The sequence below is a fragment of the Chromobacterium sp. ATCC 53434 genome (assembly GCF_002848345.1).
In the GTDB taxonomy this organism is placed as follows: domain Bacteria; phylum Pseudomonadota; class Gammaproteobacteria; order Burkholderiales; family Chromobacteriaceae; genus Chromobacterium.
This window is the reverse complement of sequence record NZ_CP025429.1, coordinates 4,128,281-4,141,819: the sequence shown is the minus strand read 5'-3', so window position 1 is coordinate 4,141,819 and position 13,539 is coordinate 4,128,281. Positions and strand designations below refer to the sequence as shown.

The 13,539-nt window shown below is 64.8% G+C and carries 10 protein-coding genes and 1 tRNA gene; 9 read left to right on the top strand and 2 right to left on the bottom strand.

Going from position 1 to position 13,539, the window contains the following annotated elements:
* Positions 1 to 24 precede the first annotated feature (24 nt).
* The 6 genes from pap (at position 25) to CXB49_RS18235 (ending at position 7,498) form a co-directional block, all read left to right on the top strand.
* Positions 25 to 1,509 carry a polyphosphate:AMP phosphotransferase gene (gene pap / locus CXB49_RS18260; protein WP_101709706.1) on the top strand — a complete coding sequence of 495 codons (1,485 nt, stop codon included), beginning with the start codon at positions 25 to 27 and terminating at the stop codon, positions 1,507 to 1,509.
* Positions 1,502 to 2,239 carry an ABC transporter substrate-binding protein gene (locus CXB49_RS18255; RefSeq protein WP_158300945.1) on the top strand — a complete coding sequence of 246 codons (738 nt, stop codon included), beginning with the start codon at positions 1,502 to 1,504 and terminating at the stop codon, positions 2,237 to 2,239. The genes pap and CXB49_RS18255 overlap by 8 nt, the downstream gene beginning before the upstream one ends.
* A gap of 32 nt (positions 2,240 to 2,271) precedes the next feature.
* Positions 2,272 to 3,969 carry an exodeoxyribonuclease V subunit alpha gene (gene recD, locus CXB49_RS18250; RefSeq protein ID WP_101709704.1) on the top strand — a complete coding sequence of 566 codons (1,698 nt, stop codon included), beginning with the start codon at positions 2,272 to 2,274 and terminating at the stop codon, positions 3,967 to 3,969.
* A gap of 113 nt (positions 3,970 to 4,082) precedes the next feature.
* Positions 4,083 to 4,964 carry a DUF4743 domain-containing protein gene (locus tag CXB49_RS18245; RefSeq protein ID WP_101709703.1) on the top strand — a complete coding sequence of 294 codons (882 nt, stop codon included), beginning with the start codon at positions 4,083 to 4,085 and terminating at the stop codon, positions 4,962 to 4,964.
* Positions 4,965 to 5,262: 298 nt separating this feature from the next.
* Positions 5,263 to 5,469 (top strand): hypothetical protein, encoded by a 207-nt coding sequence (locus CXB49_RS18240; protein WP_101709702.1) that lies wholly within the window; start codon positions 5,263 to 5,265, stop codon positions 5,467 to 5,469.
* A gap of 166 nt (positions 5,470 to 5,635) precedes the next feature.
* Positions 5,636 to 7,498: an ABC transporter ATP-binding protein gene (locus tag CXB49_RS18235; protein ID WP_101709701.1), complete on the top strand. Its 1,863-nt coding sequence runs from the start codon at positions 5,636 to 5,638 to the stop codon at positions 7,496 to 7,498.
* A 359-nt stretch (positions 7,499 to 7,857) separates the two neighbouring features.
* On the opposite strand, the gene CXB49_RS18230 is transcribed toward CXB49_RS18235, so the two are convergent.
* Positions 7,858 to 7,934, bottom strand: a tRNA-Arg gene (locus CXB49_RS18230).
* A 399-nt stretch (positions 7,935 to 8,333) separates the two neighbouring features.
* Here CXB49_RS18230 and CXB49_RS18225 point away from each other — a divergent pair.
* Positions 8,334 to 8,816, top strand: a complete 483-nt coding sequence (locus CXB49_RS18225; protein ID WP_369826585.1) for a cytochrome c5 family protein — start codon at positions 8,334 to 8,336, stop codon at positions 8,814 to 8,816.
* Positions 8,817 to 9,074: 258 nt separating this feature from the next.
* Here the strand turns inward: CXB49_RS18225 and CXB49_RS18220 are convergent, their stop codons facing one another.
* Positions 9,075 to 11,099, bottom strand: a complete 2,025-nt coding sequence (locus CXB49_RS18220) for a UvrD-helicase domain-containing protein (RefSeq protein ID WP_101709699.1) — start codon at positions 11,097 to 11,099, stop codon at positions 9,075 to 9,077.
* 124 nt (positions 11,100 to 11,223) lie between these two features.
* Here CXB49_RS18220 and CXB49_RS18215 point away from each other — a divergent pair, with 124 nt between their 5' ends.
* Positions 11,224 to 12,057 carry a symmetrical bis(5'-nucleosyl)-tetraphosphatase gene (locus CXB49_RS18215; RefSeq protein ID WP_101709698.1) on the top strand — a complete coding sequence of 278 codons (834 nt, stop codon included), beginning with the start codon at positions 11,224 to 11,226 and terminating at the stop codon, positions 12,055 to 12,057.
* Between the two features lie 76 nt (positions 12,058 to 12,133).
* Positions 12,134 to 13,537 (top strand): MBOAT family protein, encoded by a 1,404-nt coding sequence (locus CXB49_RS18210; RefSeq protein WP_101709697.1) that lies wholly within the window; start codon positions 12,134 to 12,136, stop codon positions 13,535 to 13,537.
* Positions 13,538 to 13,539 lie beyond the last annotated feature (2 nt).

The following is a 13,539-nucleotide window of genomic DNA, read 5'->3' as shown; positions in this document are numbered from 1 at the left end:
AAGCAAGTGGATAAGGATGTGGACATGTTTGAATCCGCCGAAATCGGGCACAGCATAGACAAAGACACTTTTCGCAAGATGATGCCGGCGCTGCGCGAGGCATTGCTGGACGTTCAGTACGATTTGAAGGAAAAGGCCGATTTTCCGGTCTTGATCCTGATCCACGGTTTCGACGGCGCCGGTCGTGGCGAGACGATGAATCTGATCAACGAGTGGCTGGACCCGAGGCTGATCCACACCGTGGCCTTCGCCGACGCCAACGACGAGGCGCGCGCGCGGCCGTGGATGTGGCGCTACTGGCGCGAGCTGCCGGCCAAGGGGCGGATCGGCATGTTCTTCGGCTCCTATTATTCCGATACCCTGTTCGACCGGGTGTTCAACCGCAGCGACCGCGACGCCTTCGACCGGCAGATTTTCGACATCCTGCGCTTCGAGCGGATGCTGACGCTGGACGGCGCGGTGGTGCTGAAATTCTGGTTCCACCTGAGCCGCGACAAGCAGAAGCAGCGGTTGAAGACGCTGGAGCAGGATCCGGCCACCAGCTGGCGCGTCAGCAAGGCCGACTGGGAGCACTACGAGCGCTACGACAAGATACGCAAATACGGCGAACACATGCTGAGGCTGACCAATACCTCGCATGCGCCGTGGATCGTCATAGACGGCGAGGACGCCAACTACCGCAACCTGACGGTGGCCAACACCATACTGGAGGCGATACGCAGCCGCATCGGCCAGCCGGCTCCGCCGACGGACAGGGTGGAGGCGCCGCCGTTGCTGGCGCCGATAGACAACAAGCTGGTGCTGGACACGCTGCAGCTGGAACAGAAGCTGGACAAGGACGACTACCGGAAAAAGCTGGAGCAGCTGCAGGGCAGGCTGAACACGCTGACGCGCGATCCGCGCTTTGCCCGCCACTCGCTGGTGCTGGTGTTCGAGGGCAACGACGCCGCCGGCAAGGGCGGCAGCATACGCCGGATCACCCAGGCGCTGGATGCCCGCCGCTATCGGGTGGTGCCGGTGGCGGCGCCGAGCGAGGAGGAGAAGGACAAGCCTTGGCTGTGGCGTTTCTGGCGCCATGTGCCGGGCAAGGGCGGCACCACCGTCTTCGATCGCAGCTGGTACGGCCGGGTGCTGGTGGAGCGGGTGGAAGGCTTCGCGCCGGAGGCCGACTGGATGCGCGCCTATTACGAGATCAACGACTTCGAGCACCAGTTGACCGAGAACGGCGCCATCGTGTTGAAGTTCTGGCTGGCGATCAGCAAGGATGAGCAGCTGGCGCGCTTCAAGGCGCGCGAGCAAACCGGCTTCAAACGCTTCAAGATTACCGAAGAGGACTGGCGCAACCGCGACAAATGGGAGCTGTACCGCCAGGCGGTCAGCGATATGGTCGACCGCACCAGCACCAGCAAGGTGCCGTGGACGCTGGTGGAGGCCAACAACAAATATTTTGCGCGCATCAAGGTCCTGTCCACGATCTGCGACGCGCTGGAGGCGAGACTGGGTGAATAGGCTGTTGTGCGGGCTGTTGCTGCTGCTGGGCGTGGCGGCGGGCGTTCCGGCGCTGGCGCAGGACACGCTGCGCGCCGGCGTGGCCAACGATACCAGCGAACCGTTGCGCCAGGCGGCGGAAGGCGGACTGTTGCAGGCCTATCGCGACGCGCTGGCGCTGATCGCCCGGCAGAGCGGCATCCGCTTCCAGCTCGACTACTACCCGACCCAGCGGTTGGAGCAGCTGTTCCAGCTGGGCCGACTGGACGTCGAGGTCGGCGTCAATCCCGGCTGGCGCGCGCTGTCGCCGGTGGCGGGCTTTTACACCCAGCCTGTCGGCGAGGTCGAGTTCCGGCTGTGCCTGCCGCCGGGCCGTGGCCGCGCGACGACGCCGCTGGCCGACATGAAGGGCTGGACCATAGGCATGCTGGCCGGCCAGCAATACCCGTTGCTGGCGCCGGCCCTCCAGTCGCAGCGGCTGAAGCGCGACACCTCGGCCAACGAGGAAGAACTGTTGGACAAGCTGCGTCGGGGCCAGGTGCAGGCGGTGGTGCTGGAACGCGGCCGCGCGCAATACTGGAACCGGCGCCCCGAGGGCAGCCGTTGCCTGCCCGGCGATTCGGTCGGCAGCCTGCCGGTGATGCTGCGGCTGCATCCTCAGCATCGCGAACTGTTGCCCAGGCTGAACCAGGCCATCCAGGCGCTGGTCGGCCAGGGGCGGCTGAGGCCGCTGTTCGCCGGGCGCGATTGAGCGCGCCGCCCTCCCCATTTCCGGATGCCGTCATGAGTTTCTCTCCCCCGCTATTGCCCGATCAACTGGTCCGGCTGTTCGCCCGTCTGGCCCCCGATGCCGACGACACGGTGCTGGCGCTGGTCGGCGAGCTGGGCCGCGCCAATCTGGCCGGCCACGTCTGCCTGCCGCTGGCGCACCGTCCCGAGAGCCGGGCGTTGCGCGGCAGCGCCCTGGTCGGCGCGCCCGGCGAGTACGCGCCGCTGATCCTGGACGCGGCCGGCCGCCTGTACTTCGCCCGCCACTGGCACGACGAGGACAGGCTGGCGAAAGGCCTTGCCCGGCTGGCCGAACCGCTGCCGCCGCCGGACGAGGCGGCGCTGGCCGGCTGGCTGGCGCGGCTCTTTCCCGGCGGCGGCGAGGCCGGGCCGGATAGGCAGAAGCTGGCGGCGGCGCTGGCGGCGCGGCAGCGGCTGATGGTGATTTCCGGCGGTCCCGGCACCGGCAAGACCACCACCGTGGTGAGGCTGCTGGCGTTGCTGGCGGCCGCGTCGCCGCGTCCGCTGGTGATGGCGATGGCGGCGCCGACCGGCAAGGCTGCGGCGCGTCTGTCCGAATCGGTGCGGACGGCGCGCGAGCGCTTGGACATCGACGAGTCGGTGCGGCGCCAGCTGCCGGCGAAGGCCGAAACGCTGCACCGCTTGCTCGGCCTGAGACCCGGCGCCGGGCAGCCGCGCCATCATGACGGCAATCCGCTGCCGCTGGACGTGCTGGTGGTGGACGAGGCGTCGATGATAGATCTGGCGATGATGGCGAACACAGTGGCGGCGCTGCCGTCTCAGGCGCGGCTGGTGCTGCTGGGCGACCGCGACCAGCTGTCGTCGGTGGAGGCCGGCGCGGTGCTGGGCGAGTTGTGCGTCCGCATCGGCTACCGCGACGACACGCTGGACTGGCTCGCGCGGGTGGCGGGTGAGGCGCTGCCGCGGGACGGTGTCGACGGCGGCGCGCTGACCGATTGCGTCGCGCTGCTGACGCGCAGCCACCGTTTCGGCGCCGACTCCGGCATCGGCGAGCTGGCGAGGCGGGTCAACGGCGGCGATGGCGCGGCTTCGCTGAGGCTGCTGCGGGACGAGGGCTGGGCCGACGTCGGCCTGCGGGACGCGGCCGACGACGACGCGCTGCTGGCGATGCGCGCCGACTATTTGGAGACGGTGGCCGCCGGCGCCGGGCCGGACGAGGTGCAGCGGGCGTTCGCCGCCTTCATGCTGCTGGCCGCCGAGCGGCGGCAGGTGGCCGACTGCAACCGCCGCATCGAGCGCCAGCTGGAAGAGCGGGGCGCCAAGCAGCCGGGGCGGGACTGGTACCCGGGACGGCCGGTGATGATAGGCGAGAATGATTACGGCCTGGGACTGTTCAACGGCGACATCGGTTTCGCCCTGCAGCGGCCGGCCGGACTGCGGGTGCTGTTTCCGTCCGAGGACGGGGGCTGGCGCGAATTCGCGCCGGGCCGGCTGCCGGCGCACGACACGGTGTTCGCGATGACGGTTCACAAGAGCCAGGGTTCGGAGTACGACGAAGTATGGTTGCAATTGCCGCCGCAGGCGGGAGGATTGCTGAACCGGGCCTTGCTGTATACCGCCATCACACGGGCGCGCGAGCGCTTCGCCGCCATCGGCGCCGGCGAGGTCTGGTTGGACGGGGCGGGAATGGCGCCGCGGCGGGATTCGGGACTGGCCGACCGCCTGCGCTGAGCCGGCAGCGGACAGAATGCAACACTTGCCGGCTTTGTGCGGGCAACGATTAGTCAAGCGCCGACAGACGTCCTAATATGCAGCCTTCCCGGTAAAACGCAGGGGGAGTGGTCATGCTGGTGGACGCAGTACTGGGCTATCTCGACAAGGTCAGCCGTTTCGATGCGCGACCGTTCACGCCGCTGTTCATTGGCGGCGAAAGAATGGGGTGCGTCAATGGGGAGTGGAAGGAACGGCTGCTGCGGCACGAGGCGGCGCTGTTCGAGGAAAACTTCCAGGGCCTGTTCTGCCGGCTGGGCGGCAGTTACCGCAGCATCAGCCATGCGTTGGCGCAGGCGGCGCGCCGCTGGCAGCAAGCCGGCTGGCTCAACGGCTGGCGCAATGAGAACTTCACCGCCTTTCGCAACGACGGCTCCCGGTATTTCGAATTGGAACGCGCCGCGTTCCGGCCGCTGGGTTTGACCAGCCGCGCCGTCCACGTCAACGGCCTGTGCCGGATGGCCGACGGCGAGGTCCGGATGTGGGTGGGCCGGCGCAGTCCGCACAAGGCCGTGGATCCCAATCGGATGGACAACCTGGTCGGCGGCGGCGTCGCCGCCGGCGAGACGCTGGCGCTGGCGTTGGAGCGCGAGGCGTGGGAAGAGGCCGGCGTCTCGCGCGAGCAGGTCGACGACTTGAGGCCGGTCGCGCTGCTGTTGGCGCAACGGCCGGTCGCGCGGGGCCTGCACCGCGAATGGCTGTACGTTTACGATTTATGGCTGGAGCCGGGCGCGCAGCCGCTCTGCCAGGATGGCGAAGTGGCCGAGCACCTGTTGCTGCCGCTGGAAGAGGTGGAGCGGCTCCTGGTGGCCGAGCGCTTCATGATAGACGCCGCGCTGGTCTGTCTGGACGCGCTGTGCCGGCTGGGCTACTGGGGCGCGCGCAACCGGCAGGTGGCCGACGCGCTGGCGCGGGTGCGCCACGATCTGGCGGCCGACACGGCGCAGCCGGCCTGAGCGCCGGAACCCCCCGTCCTCATAGACGCCAACCCGCCCAAGCCGGCGGGTTTTTTCTTGTCTTTGCCGCTGTCGGCATGCTTTTTACTCATTCATTATTGCATTTAAGATGATTCCGACATTTTCAATCCTTGTTTGAATTGCCGGGATTTTTCATCGATTGTCGACAAAATTCAGTCGAATGCTTGCAAAAACATGATGGTGGCAGCGCGCAGTTAAACTCATGTAGAATCGGATGGAGGACATGCATTTAGTATAAAAACTCCAAATAACGCCGTTTTAGCTAGAGTTAACAATAATGTATCGGTTGAAACTGATTTCTCCGGATTTCGGCATCGACGACAGCGGACCGCTGCATCCGACGCAGGAGCAGGCGCGGCGGGCGGCGGAGCTGATGCTGCAGGTTTACAAGGGCCGGCTGCGCGCCGAGGTGCACAAGGTGGACGTCAAGGCGCGCACCTCGGAAAAGCTCGAAGAGGTCTATATCCGGGTCGAACCGGCCTAGCGCCGCCTGCGGAGGTTTGGCACCCGATCTCCAGTCATGCGTTTCGCTGACCAAGCTGACCACAGCGTAAATTTCCATTGCGAACAAGTGCAGGATAGGCTACCGTCATCGCTCCCCTAAACCCCTAATCTGAAACCGCCCGGTTTCGGAGAACGGAGCGATCTTTATGTTTTCCTGGTTCGAACGCCGGGTTTCCCCCTATCCCGACGCGCCCGCCGCCCAGCCGCCGCAGGGCTTTTTCTCCTTCATTTGGTTCTGTACCGCCGGCATGCGCGGGCTGATACTCGGCATGACGCTGCTGACCGCCACCATAGGCGCGTTCGAGGCCTTGCTGTTCTCGATGCTCGGTTCGGTGGTCGACTGGCTGTCCAAGACCCCGGCCGATCTGCTGTGGCAGCGCGAGCGCGGTCACTTGCTGTTGCTGGCCGGCATCCTGCTCGGCAGCATCGTGCTGGTGGCGCTGCAGGCGATGAGCAAGTATCAGGGCCTGTTCTCCAACTTTCCGATGCGGCTGCGCTGGAATTTCCACCGCCACTTGCTGGGCCAGAGCCTGAGCTTCTATCAGGACGAGTTCGCCGGCCGGGTGTCCGCCAAGGTGATGCAGACCGCGCTGGCAGTGCGCGACACCGTGCTGATCGTCACCGACATTCTGGTCTTCGTCGTCATCTATTTCGTCACGATGATCGCGGTGCTCGGCCATTTCGACCGCTTCCTGCTGCTGCCCTTCCTCGGCTGGCTGGCGTTCTACATCGCCACGCTGTGCTTCTTCGTGCCGCGGCTGGGCAAGGCCGCCACGCGACAGGCCGACGCGCGCAGCCTGATGACCGGCCGCATCACCGACGCTTACACCAATATCGCCACCGTCAAGTTGTTCTCGCACGGCCAGCGCGAGGCGCGTTTCGCCAAGGGCGCGATGCAGGAGTTCCTGTCCACCGCCTACCGCCAGATGCGGCTGGTCAGCGGTTTCGAGGTCGTCAACCAGTTCAGCAGCATGCTGCTGATCGGCGTCACCGCAGGCGCGTCGCTGTGGTTGTGGAGCCGCGGCGAGGTCGGCATCGGCGCGGTGGCGGCGTCCACCGCGATGGCGCTGCGGCTGAACGGCATCTCGCACTGGATCATGTGGGAGATGTCCAGCCTGTTCGAGAACATCGGCACGGTGCAGGACGGCATCACCACGCTGTCGCGCACGGTGGCGGTGGTGGACAAGCCGGACGCGGCCAGGCTGGAAGTGCCGCGCGGCGAAATCCGCTTCGACAACGTCGATTTCGCCTATGGCGGCGTCAAGAACGTCATCGCCGGCCTGAATCTGACGATACGTCCGGGCGAGAAGATAGGGCTGGTCGGCCGTTCCGGCGCCGGCAAGTCCACCATCGTCAACCTGCTGTTGCGCTTTTACGATCTGGACGGCGGCCGCATCCTGATCGACGGTCAGGACATCGCCGGCGTGACTCAGGACAGCCTGCGGGCCAAGGTGGGCATGGTGACGCAGGATACTTCGTTGCTGCACCGTTCTGTGCGCGACAACCTGCTGTATGGCCGTCCGGATGCCGGCGACGAGGACATGGTCGCCGCCGCGCGTCGAGCCGAGGCCGACGACTTCATCGGCACGCTGACCGATCCCAAGGGCCGGACCGGCTACGACGCCCATGTCGGCGAGCGCGGCGTCAAGCTGTCGGGCGGCCAGCGCCAGCGCGTCGCCATCGCGCGGGTGATGTTGAAGGACGCGCCGATACTGCTGCTGGACGAAGCCACCAGCGCGCTGGACTCCGAGGTAGAGGCGGCGATTCAGCGCAGCCTGTATCGGCTGATGGAAGGCAAGACCGTGGTGGCGATCGCCCACCGGCTGTCGACGATCGCCGCGATGGACAGGCTGATCGTGCTGGACCGCGGCCAGATCGTGGAAGAGGGCAACCATCAGCAATTGCTGGCCCAGGGCGGGTTGTACGCCAGATTGTGGGCGCATCAGAGCGGAGGCTTCCTCGGCGAGGAGGACGACGACGAGAACGAGGGCCTGTCGCTGATGGGCTAAGCCATTCGACCCCCGCTCCGGCGGGGGTTTTTTATCGCGGATGCCGGCAGGGACTCCGCCGCCGCCGTTCATCGCCTATCATCCGATTAGGGCGCCGGCATCGCGACATCGATGGCGCCGCCGGCCCAGGTGTGGCAGAACGGCATCATGTAATTAGGCCAAAAGCACTGCCCGAATGATCTATATCAAATTTGATGCGTAAAAAAACGCTGTCGGCGAGCGTCGGCCGTCGGGGTGGCGCTTGCCTGCGGTTCTGGCGGGAAGTTTTCCGGTTTACCGGGAAAAGGGAAATTCAATGGGAAATGTGACGGAAAAAACAAAAGGCCTGAGGCAATATGCCATCAAGCCTTTGATTTTGTTGGCGCACCCGACAGGGATCGAACCTGTGACCTTCAGCTTCGGAAACTGACACTCTATCCAACTGAGCTACGGGTGCGCTGTAAATTTCAATCAAGTGGACGCATCATACCGCAAAAAACTAATCCGAGTCCAGGGTATGGTTTTTTGCCTTGCAAACATGCATCCCTTATAATCGACGGGTTTTAATTGTCATTATTTTCAGGCGAGGCTCGGGATGAGTAATGAGAACGCAATGGCCCCTGGCCAGATCGTGAAGGTTCTGGTCAGCATCGTTGTCTTTCTTGTCGTGGCGATTTGGCTGCTGGCCAAGCTCGCCACCAGTGGTTTCAATGTGGATGCCGAAGTGATGACCAGGGAGGCGGTGGCTTCCCGCCTGAAGCCGGTCGGCGAGGCCAAGGCCAGCGACGCGCCGCCGGGCATGCGCACCGGCGAACAGGTATACAAGGCGATTTGCATTTCCTGTCATGGCACCGGCCTGGCGGGCTCGCCGAAGTTCGGCGACGCCGCGTCCTGGGCGCCGCACATCGCCAAGGGCTGGGACACGCTGGTCGACCATGCGCTGCACGGCTTCAACGCGATGCCGGCCAAGGGCGGTTCGCCGGACCTGAGCGACGACGAGCTCAAGCGCGCGGTCGCTTATATGGGCAACGCCGGCGGCGGCAAGTTCACCGAGCCGCCGGTCGGCGGCGCCGGCGCAGCGGCGGCGGCGGCCGATCCCGCGGTGGTCGGCAAGAAGATCTACGAGAGCGTCTGCGTGGCCTGCCACGCGGCCGGCGTCGCCGGCGCGCCGAAGTTCGGCGACAAGGCGGCCTGGGCAGCGCGTCTGAAGCCGGGCATGGACGAGGTGGTGAAGATCGCCACCAAGGGCCTGAACGCGATGCCGCCGAAGGGCGGTTATACCGGCAGCGACGCCGAATTCCGCGCCGCGATCGAATATATGGTCAACAATTCCAAGTGAGCCGCATATCGAGTCAAAACACCCCGCGACAGCGGGGTGTTTTTCATTGCGGGGCCGCATGGAAATGTCAATGAATGTGACCGGTTAAAAAGGACAGGTGGCGAGAGGCCAGGTTTGCGGCATCATAGGCACATCTGATTGACCGGTAGGCGGTTCAAGCTTATCAGTCAGGTGAGGTTCCCCAGCCTCGCTTCACCCAGAGATGTTCCTCATTCTTCTTTGTGGCGTCTTTTTAGGCGCCATTTTCTTTTTCCGTTTTCAATCAGCCGGCGATTCGCCGGATTTATCCTTGCCTGCCAGCATCGCCGTCAGATTGGCCAGACGCGATTTACCTTCGCTTTTGCTGACCAGCGGTTCGGCGCCCGGCTTGCCGAAATGGCGCAGATCGTCGCCGTCTATCTCGGAGATGAAGCGCGACGGCTCGATGAACTGCCATTCGCCGGCGCGGCGGCGCTTGACGCAGTAGCTCAGCGTCAGGCCGCGCTGGGCGCGGGTGATGCCGACATACATCAACCGCCGCTCTTCCTCGACCATGCCGTTCTCCACCGATTCGCTGTGCGGCAGGATGCCTTCCTCGCAGCCGACCAGGAACACGTGCGGGTACTCCAGGCCCTTGGACGCGTGCAGCGTCGACATCCTAACCGCGTCGACCTCGCCCTCGTCGCGGCCTTCCAGCATCGTGATCAGCGCGATGGTCTGGGTCAGCTCGATCAAGTTCTTGCCGTCGGCCTCGCCCTTCTTCGCCAGCCAGGCCACCATCTCCAGCAGGTTCTTCCACTTGGTCTCGGCGATCTTGGGGCTGTCCTCGCTGTCGTACAGCCAGGCTTCGTAGCCTATCGTCTGCAGCAGTTCCAGCGCGAGCTTGCCGGCTTCCTCGCCGGTGGCGCGGTATTGCAGCCGGGAGATGAATTCGCAGAACTGCTCCAGCGGCGCCAATTGCGCCTGCTGAACCTGGACGCGCAGGCCGGCGTCGTGCGCGGCGGCGAACAGGCTCTTGCCGTACTGGCCGGCCCAGGCGCCGAGCTTTTCCAGCGTGCCGGCGCCGACGCCGCGCTTAGGCGTGGTCAGCGCGCGAATGAAGGCCGGATCGTCGTCCGGATTGGTGATCAGCCGCATATAGGCCAGCAGGTCCTTGATCTCCGGCTTGTCGAAGAAGCTCTGACCGCCGGCCATCTGGTACGGAATGCGCTGGTTGCGCAGCGCCTGCTCGAAAATCCGCGCCTGGTAGTTGCCGCGGTACAGGATGGCGTAGTCCTTGAAATCGGTCCGGCATTCAAACTTGTGAGCCAGCAGTTTCTGCACCACGGTCTCCGCCTCGTGCTCTTCGTCCTTGCACTGGACGACGTGTATCGGCTCGCCAAGGCCCAGCTCGCTCCACAGCTGTTTCTCGAACAGCTTGGGATTATTGGAGATCACGCTGTTGGCGGCGCGCAGGATGCGGGCGGTGGAGCGGTAGTTCTGCTCCAGCTTGATCACCTTCAAGGCCGGGAAGTCCTGCTGCAGCAGGCGCAGGTTTTCCATATTGGCGCCGCGCCAGGCGTAGATGGACTGGTCGTCGTCGCCGACGGCGGTGAACAGGCCGCGCACGCCGGTCAGCAGCTTCACCAGCTGGTACTGGCAGGTGTTGGTGTCCTGGTATTCGTCTATCAGCAGGTAGCGCAGCTTGCCCTGCCATTTCAGCAGCACCTCGGGATGCTCGCGGAACAGCTGCACCGGCAGCCGGATCAGGTCGTCGAAGTCCATCGCCTGGTAGGCGCTCAGCGTGTCCTGATAGGCGATATAGGTTCTGGCGCAGACGCTTTCCCACTGGTCCTGCGCCGACAGCAGCATGTCGTCCGGCGTCTTCAGGTCGTTTTTCCACAGCGAGATCTGGCTCTGCACCTTGCGAATCTCGTCCTTGGACGTGGTATTGAGGATGTCGGCGATGATCTTGCCGGCGTCGTAGGAGTCCAGGATCGAGAACTGCGGCTTGTAGCCCAGATGGGTGGCTTCCTGCCGCAGGATGTGCATGCCCAGCGAGTGGAAGGTGGACACGGTGATGCCGCGGATCTCGGACGAGCTCATCAGCTTGCCGACGCGTTCCAGCATCTCGCGCGCCGCCTTGTTGGTGAAGGTGATCGCGGCGATATGGCGCGCCGGAATGCCGCCTTCGCGCACCAGATGGGCGATCTTGTAGGTGATCACCCGGGTCTTGCCCGAACCGGCGCCCGCCAGCACCAGCAGCGGGCCGTCGAGATAGTGGATGGCCGCGCGCTGCGGCGGATTGAGCAAGGGAGCGGACATGGCGGTCTGGCCCGGACGGGCGTAGCGAATCGGTAATCAAGGCCGTGCATTGTAGCATGGGGTATCATGGCTTATCGCGGATGGAATCTGACCCTCGCACCGATCCGCTTCCCAGGAAAAGAATATGGCCATCTATGCAATCGGCGACATCCAGGGCTGTTTCGGCCCGTTCCAGCAGCTGTTGCGGCTGATCGATTTCAATCCCGGCAAGGACACGCTGTGGCTGACCGGCGATCTGGTCAACCGCGGCCCGCAGTCGCTGGAGGTGCTGCGCTGGGTATTCCAGCACCAGGACCAGGTGGAGATGGTGCTGGGCAATCACGATCTGCACTTGCTGGCGGTGTCGGAAGGATTCGGCAAGCTGCACCGCGACGACACGATAGACGACATTCTCAACGCCGCCGACGGCAAGGTGTTGCTGGACTGGTTGCGTTGCCAGCCGCTGATGCTGGAGGGGCAGGGCTATGCGATGGTCCACGCCGGCCTGTTGCCCGAGTGGACCATATCCAAGGCGCTGAGGCTGGCCGAGGAGGTGGAGTTCGGCCTGTCCGGACAGCGGCACCGGGAGTTCCTCGGCCGATTGTACGGCAACAAACCCACGCGCTGGAGCGACGATCTGAAGGGCTCGGACCGGCTGCGGCTGATCGTCAATGCGATGACGCGAATGCGCTTCCTGACGCGGGACGGCGAGCTGGACCTGAGCTACAAGGGCGAAATCGACGGCGCGCCGGCGAGTCTGGTGCCATGGTTCGAGGCGCCGGGCCGCCGCCATGGCGGCACGCCCATCGTCTGCGGCCACTGGTCGGCGCTGGGCGTCCATCTGGACGAGGATGTGCTGGCCATCGATTCCGGCTGCCTGTGGGGCGGCAGCCTGTCGGCCCTGCGGCTGGACGACAGACAGCTGTTCTCGCTGCCGTGCGATGCCTACCGGCCCATCGAATTGGCGGCCGGCAAATAAATAAAATTTTACCGGCGCTGGTGTGAGGACGGCCTTGTTGTCATAATTGCCGCCTCCGCCAGCTTGTTACCTTAGCATGAGCTATCTGTCCATTGAATTCGCCCTGGCCTTCGTCGGCTTTTTCGCCGTCTACTGGGGCTGCCGTCGCGTGCCCGGCCTGCAGAACCTGTTGTTGCTGGTCGCCAGCTATCTGTTCTACATCAAGCTCGATTGGCGCTTCGCCGCCATCCTGGCCGCCTATACCTTGATCCAGCACCATCTGTCGCGACGGATGCTAGCGTCGGTGCGGCCGGCGCGCTGGCTGCGGGCGTCGCTGGCGCTGGCCGTCGGCAATCTGGCGCTGTTCAAGTATTTCGACTTCTTCCGCGAAAGCGCGCAGGCGGGCTTGCACGCGCTGGGCGTCACGGCGCTGCTGCCGGCGTTGGACATCCTGATGCCGGTCGGCATTTCCTTTTATACCTTCCAGTCGGTCAGTTATCTGGTGTCGGTGTACCGCAGGGAGATCAAGCCGGCGGCCTTGCCGCAGTTCGCGCTGTTCCTGGTCTTCTTTCCGACGCTGCTGGCCGGGCCGATCTGCCGCGCGTCCGGTTTGCTGGAGCAGCTGCGCAGTCCGGCGCGGCGGCAGGTGGCGCAACTGGACCGCGCCTTGGGCTTGATCGTGCTGGCGCTGCTGAAGAAGCTGTGGCTGGCCGGCTGGCTGGCCAGCGCCTGGGTCGATCCGGTGTTCGCCGCGCCGGACACCTTTCATACGCTGGAGGTGTGGGCGGCGTTCTACGCCTATGCGCTGCAGATCTATCTGGACTTCTCCGGCTATACCGATCTGGTGACCGCGCTGGCGCTGCTGCTGGGCATCCAGCTGCCGCGCAACTTCGACGCGCCGTATATGGCGCTGAACCTGCGCGATTTCTGGCGGCGCTGGCATATCTCGCTGTCCAGCTGGATACGCGACTACATCTATATCCCGCTCGGCGGCAACCGCAACGGCTTCGCCCGCGCCCAGATCAATCTGTTGGCGGCGATGCTGCTGTCCGGGCTATGGCACGGCGCCAGCCTGAAATACCTGGTATGGGGCGCGATGCACGGCCTGGGCGTGGTGGCCTTGAATGTCGGCGACCGGCTGTGGAAGCGCGATGCGGTCAGCGGCGCCTCGCCATGGCTGGCCCGTCTGATCACCTTCCATTATGTGTGCCTGGCCTGGGTATTTTTCCGCGCGCAGTCGCTGGACGAGGCGATGGACTTCCTGCGCGCGATGTTCGCGCCGTCGGGGCAGGAGCTGACGCTGAACGCGCCGGGCCTGCTGCTGCTGCTCGCCTTGTGGCTGGCGGCGTTGCCGACGTTGTCGGCGTTGCCGGAGCGTTGTTTCGCCCGTTTGGCCGCGCTGCCGTGGTGGGGCAAGCCGCTGTTGCTGAGCGGCATCGCGCTGGCGGTGATTTCGCTGGCGCCGTCCGGCATCCCGGCTTTCATTTACTATCAATTCTGATC

Bases quoted from the DNA above. Each gene is read 5' to 3' on its own strand.
- pap (WP_101709706.1), top strand. From the start codon at position 25: ATGTTTGAATCCGCCGAAATCGGGCACAGCATAGACAAAGACACTTTT.
- recD (WP_101709704.1), top strand. From the start codon at position 2,272: ATGAGTTTCTCTCCCCCGCTATTGCCCGATCAACTGGTCCGGCTGTTC.
- CXB49_RS18245 (WP_101709703.1), top strand. From the start codon at position 4,083: ATGCTGGTGGACGCAGTACTGGGCTATCTCGACAAGGTCAGCCGTTTC.
- CXB49_RS18240 (WP_101709702.1), top strand. From the start codon at position 5,263: ATGTATCGGTTGAAACTGATTTCTCCGGATTTCGGCATCGACGACAGC.
- CXB49_RS18235 (WP_101709701.1), top strand. From the start codon at position 5,636: ATGTTTTCCTGGTTCGAACGCCGGGTTTCCCCCTATCCCGACGCGCCC.
- CXB49_RS18220 (WP_101709699.1), bottom strand. From the start codon at position 11,099: ATGTCCGCTCCCTTGCTCAATCCGCCGCAGCGCGCGGCCATCCACTAT.
- CXB49_RS18215 (WP_101709698.1), top strand. From the start codon at position 11,224: ATGGCCATCTATGCAATCGGCGACATCCAGGGCTGTTTCGGCCCGTTC.
- CXB49_RS18210 (WP_101709697.1), top strand. From the start codon at position 12,134: ATGAGCTATCTGTCCATTGAATTCGCCCTGGCCTTCGTCGGCTTTTTC.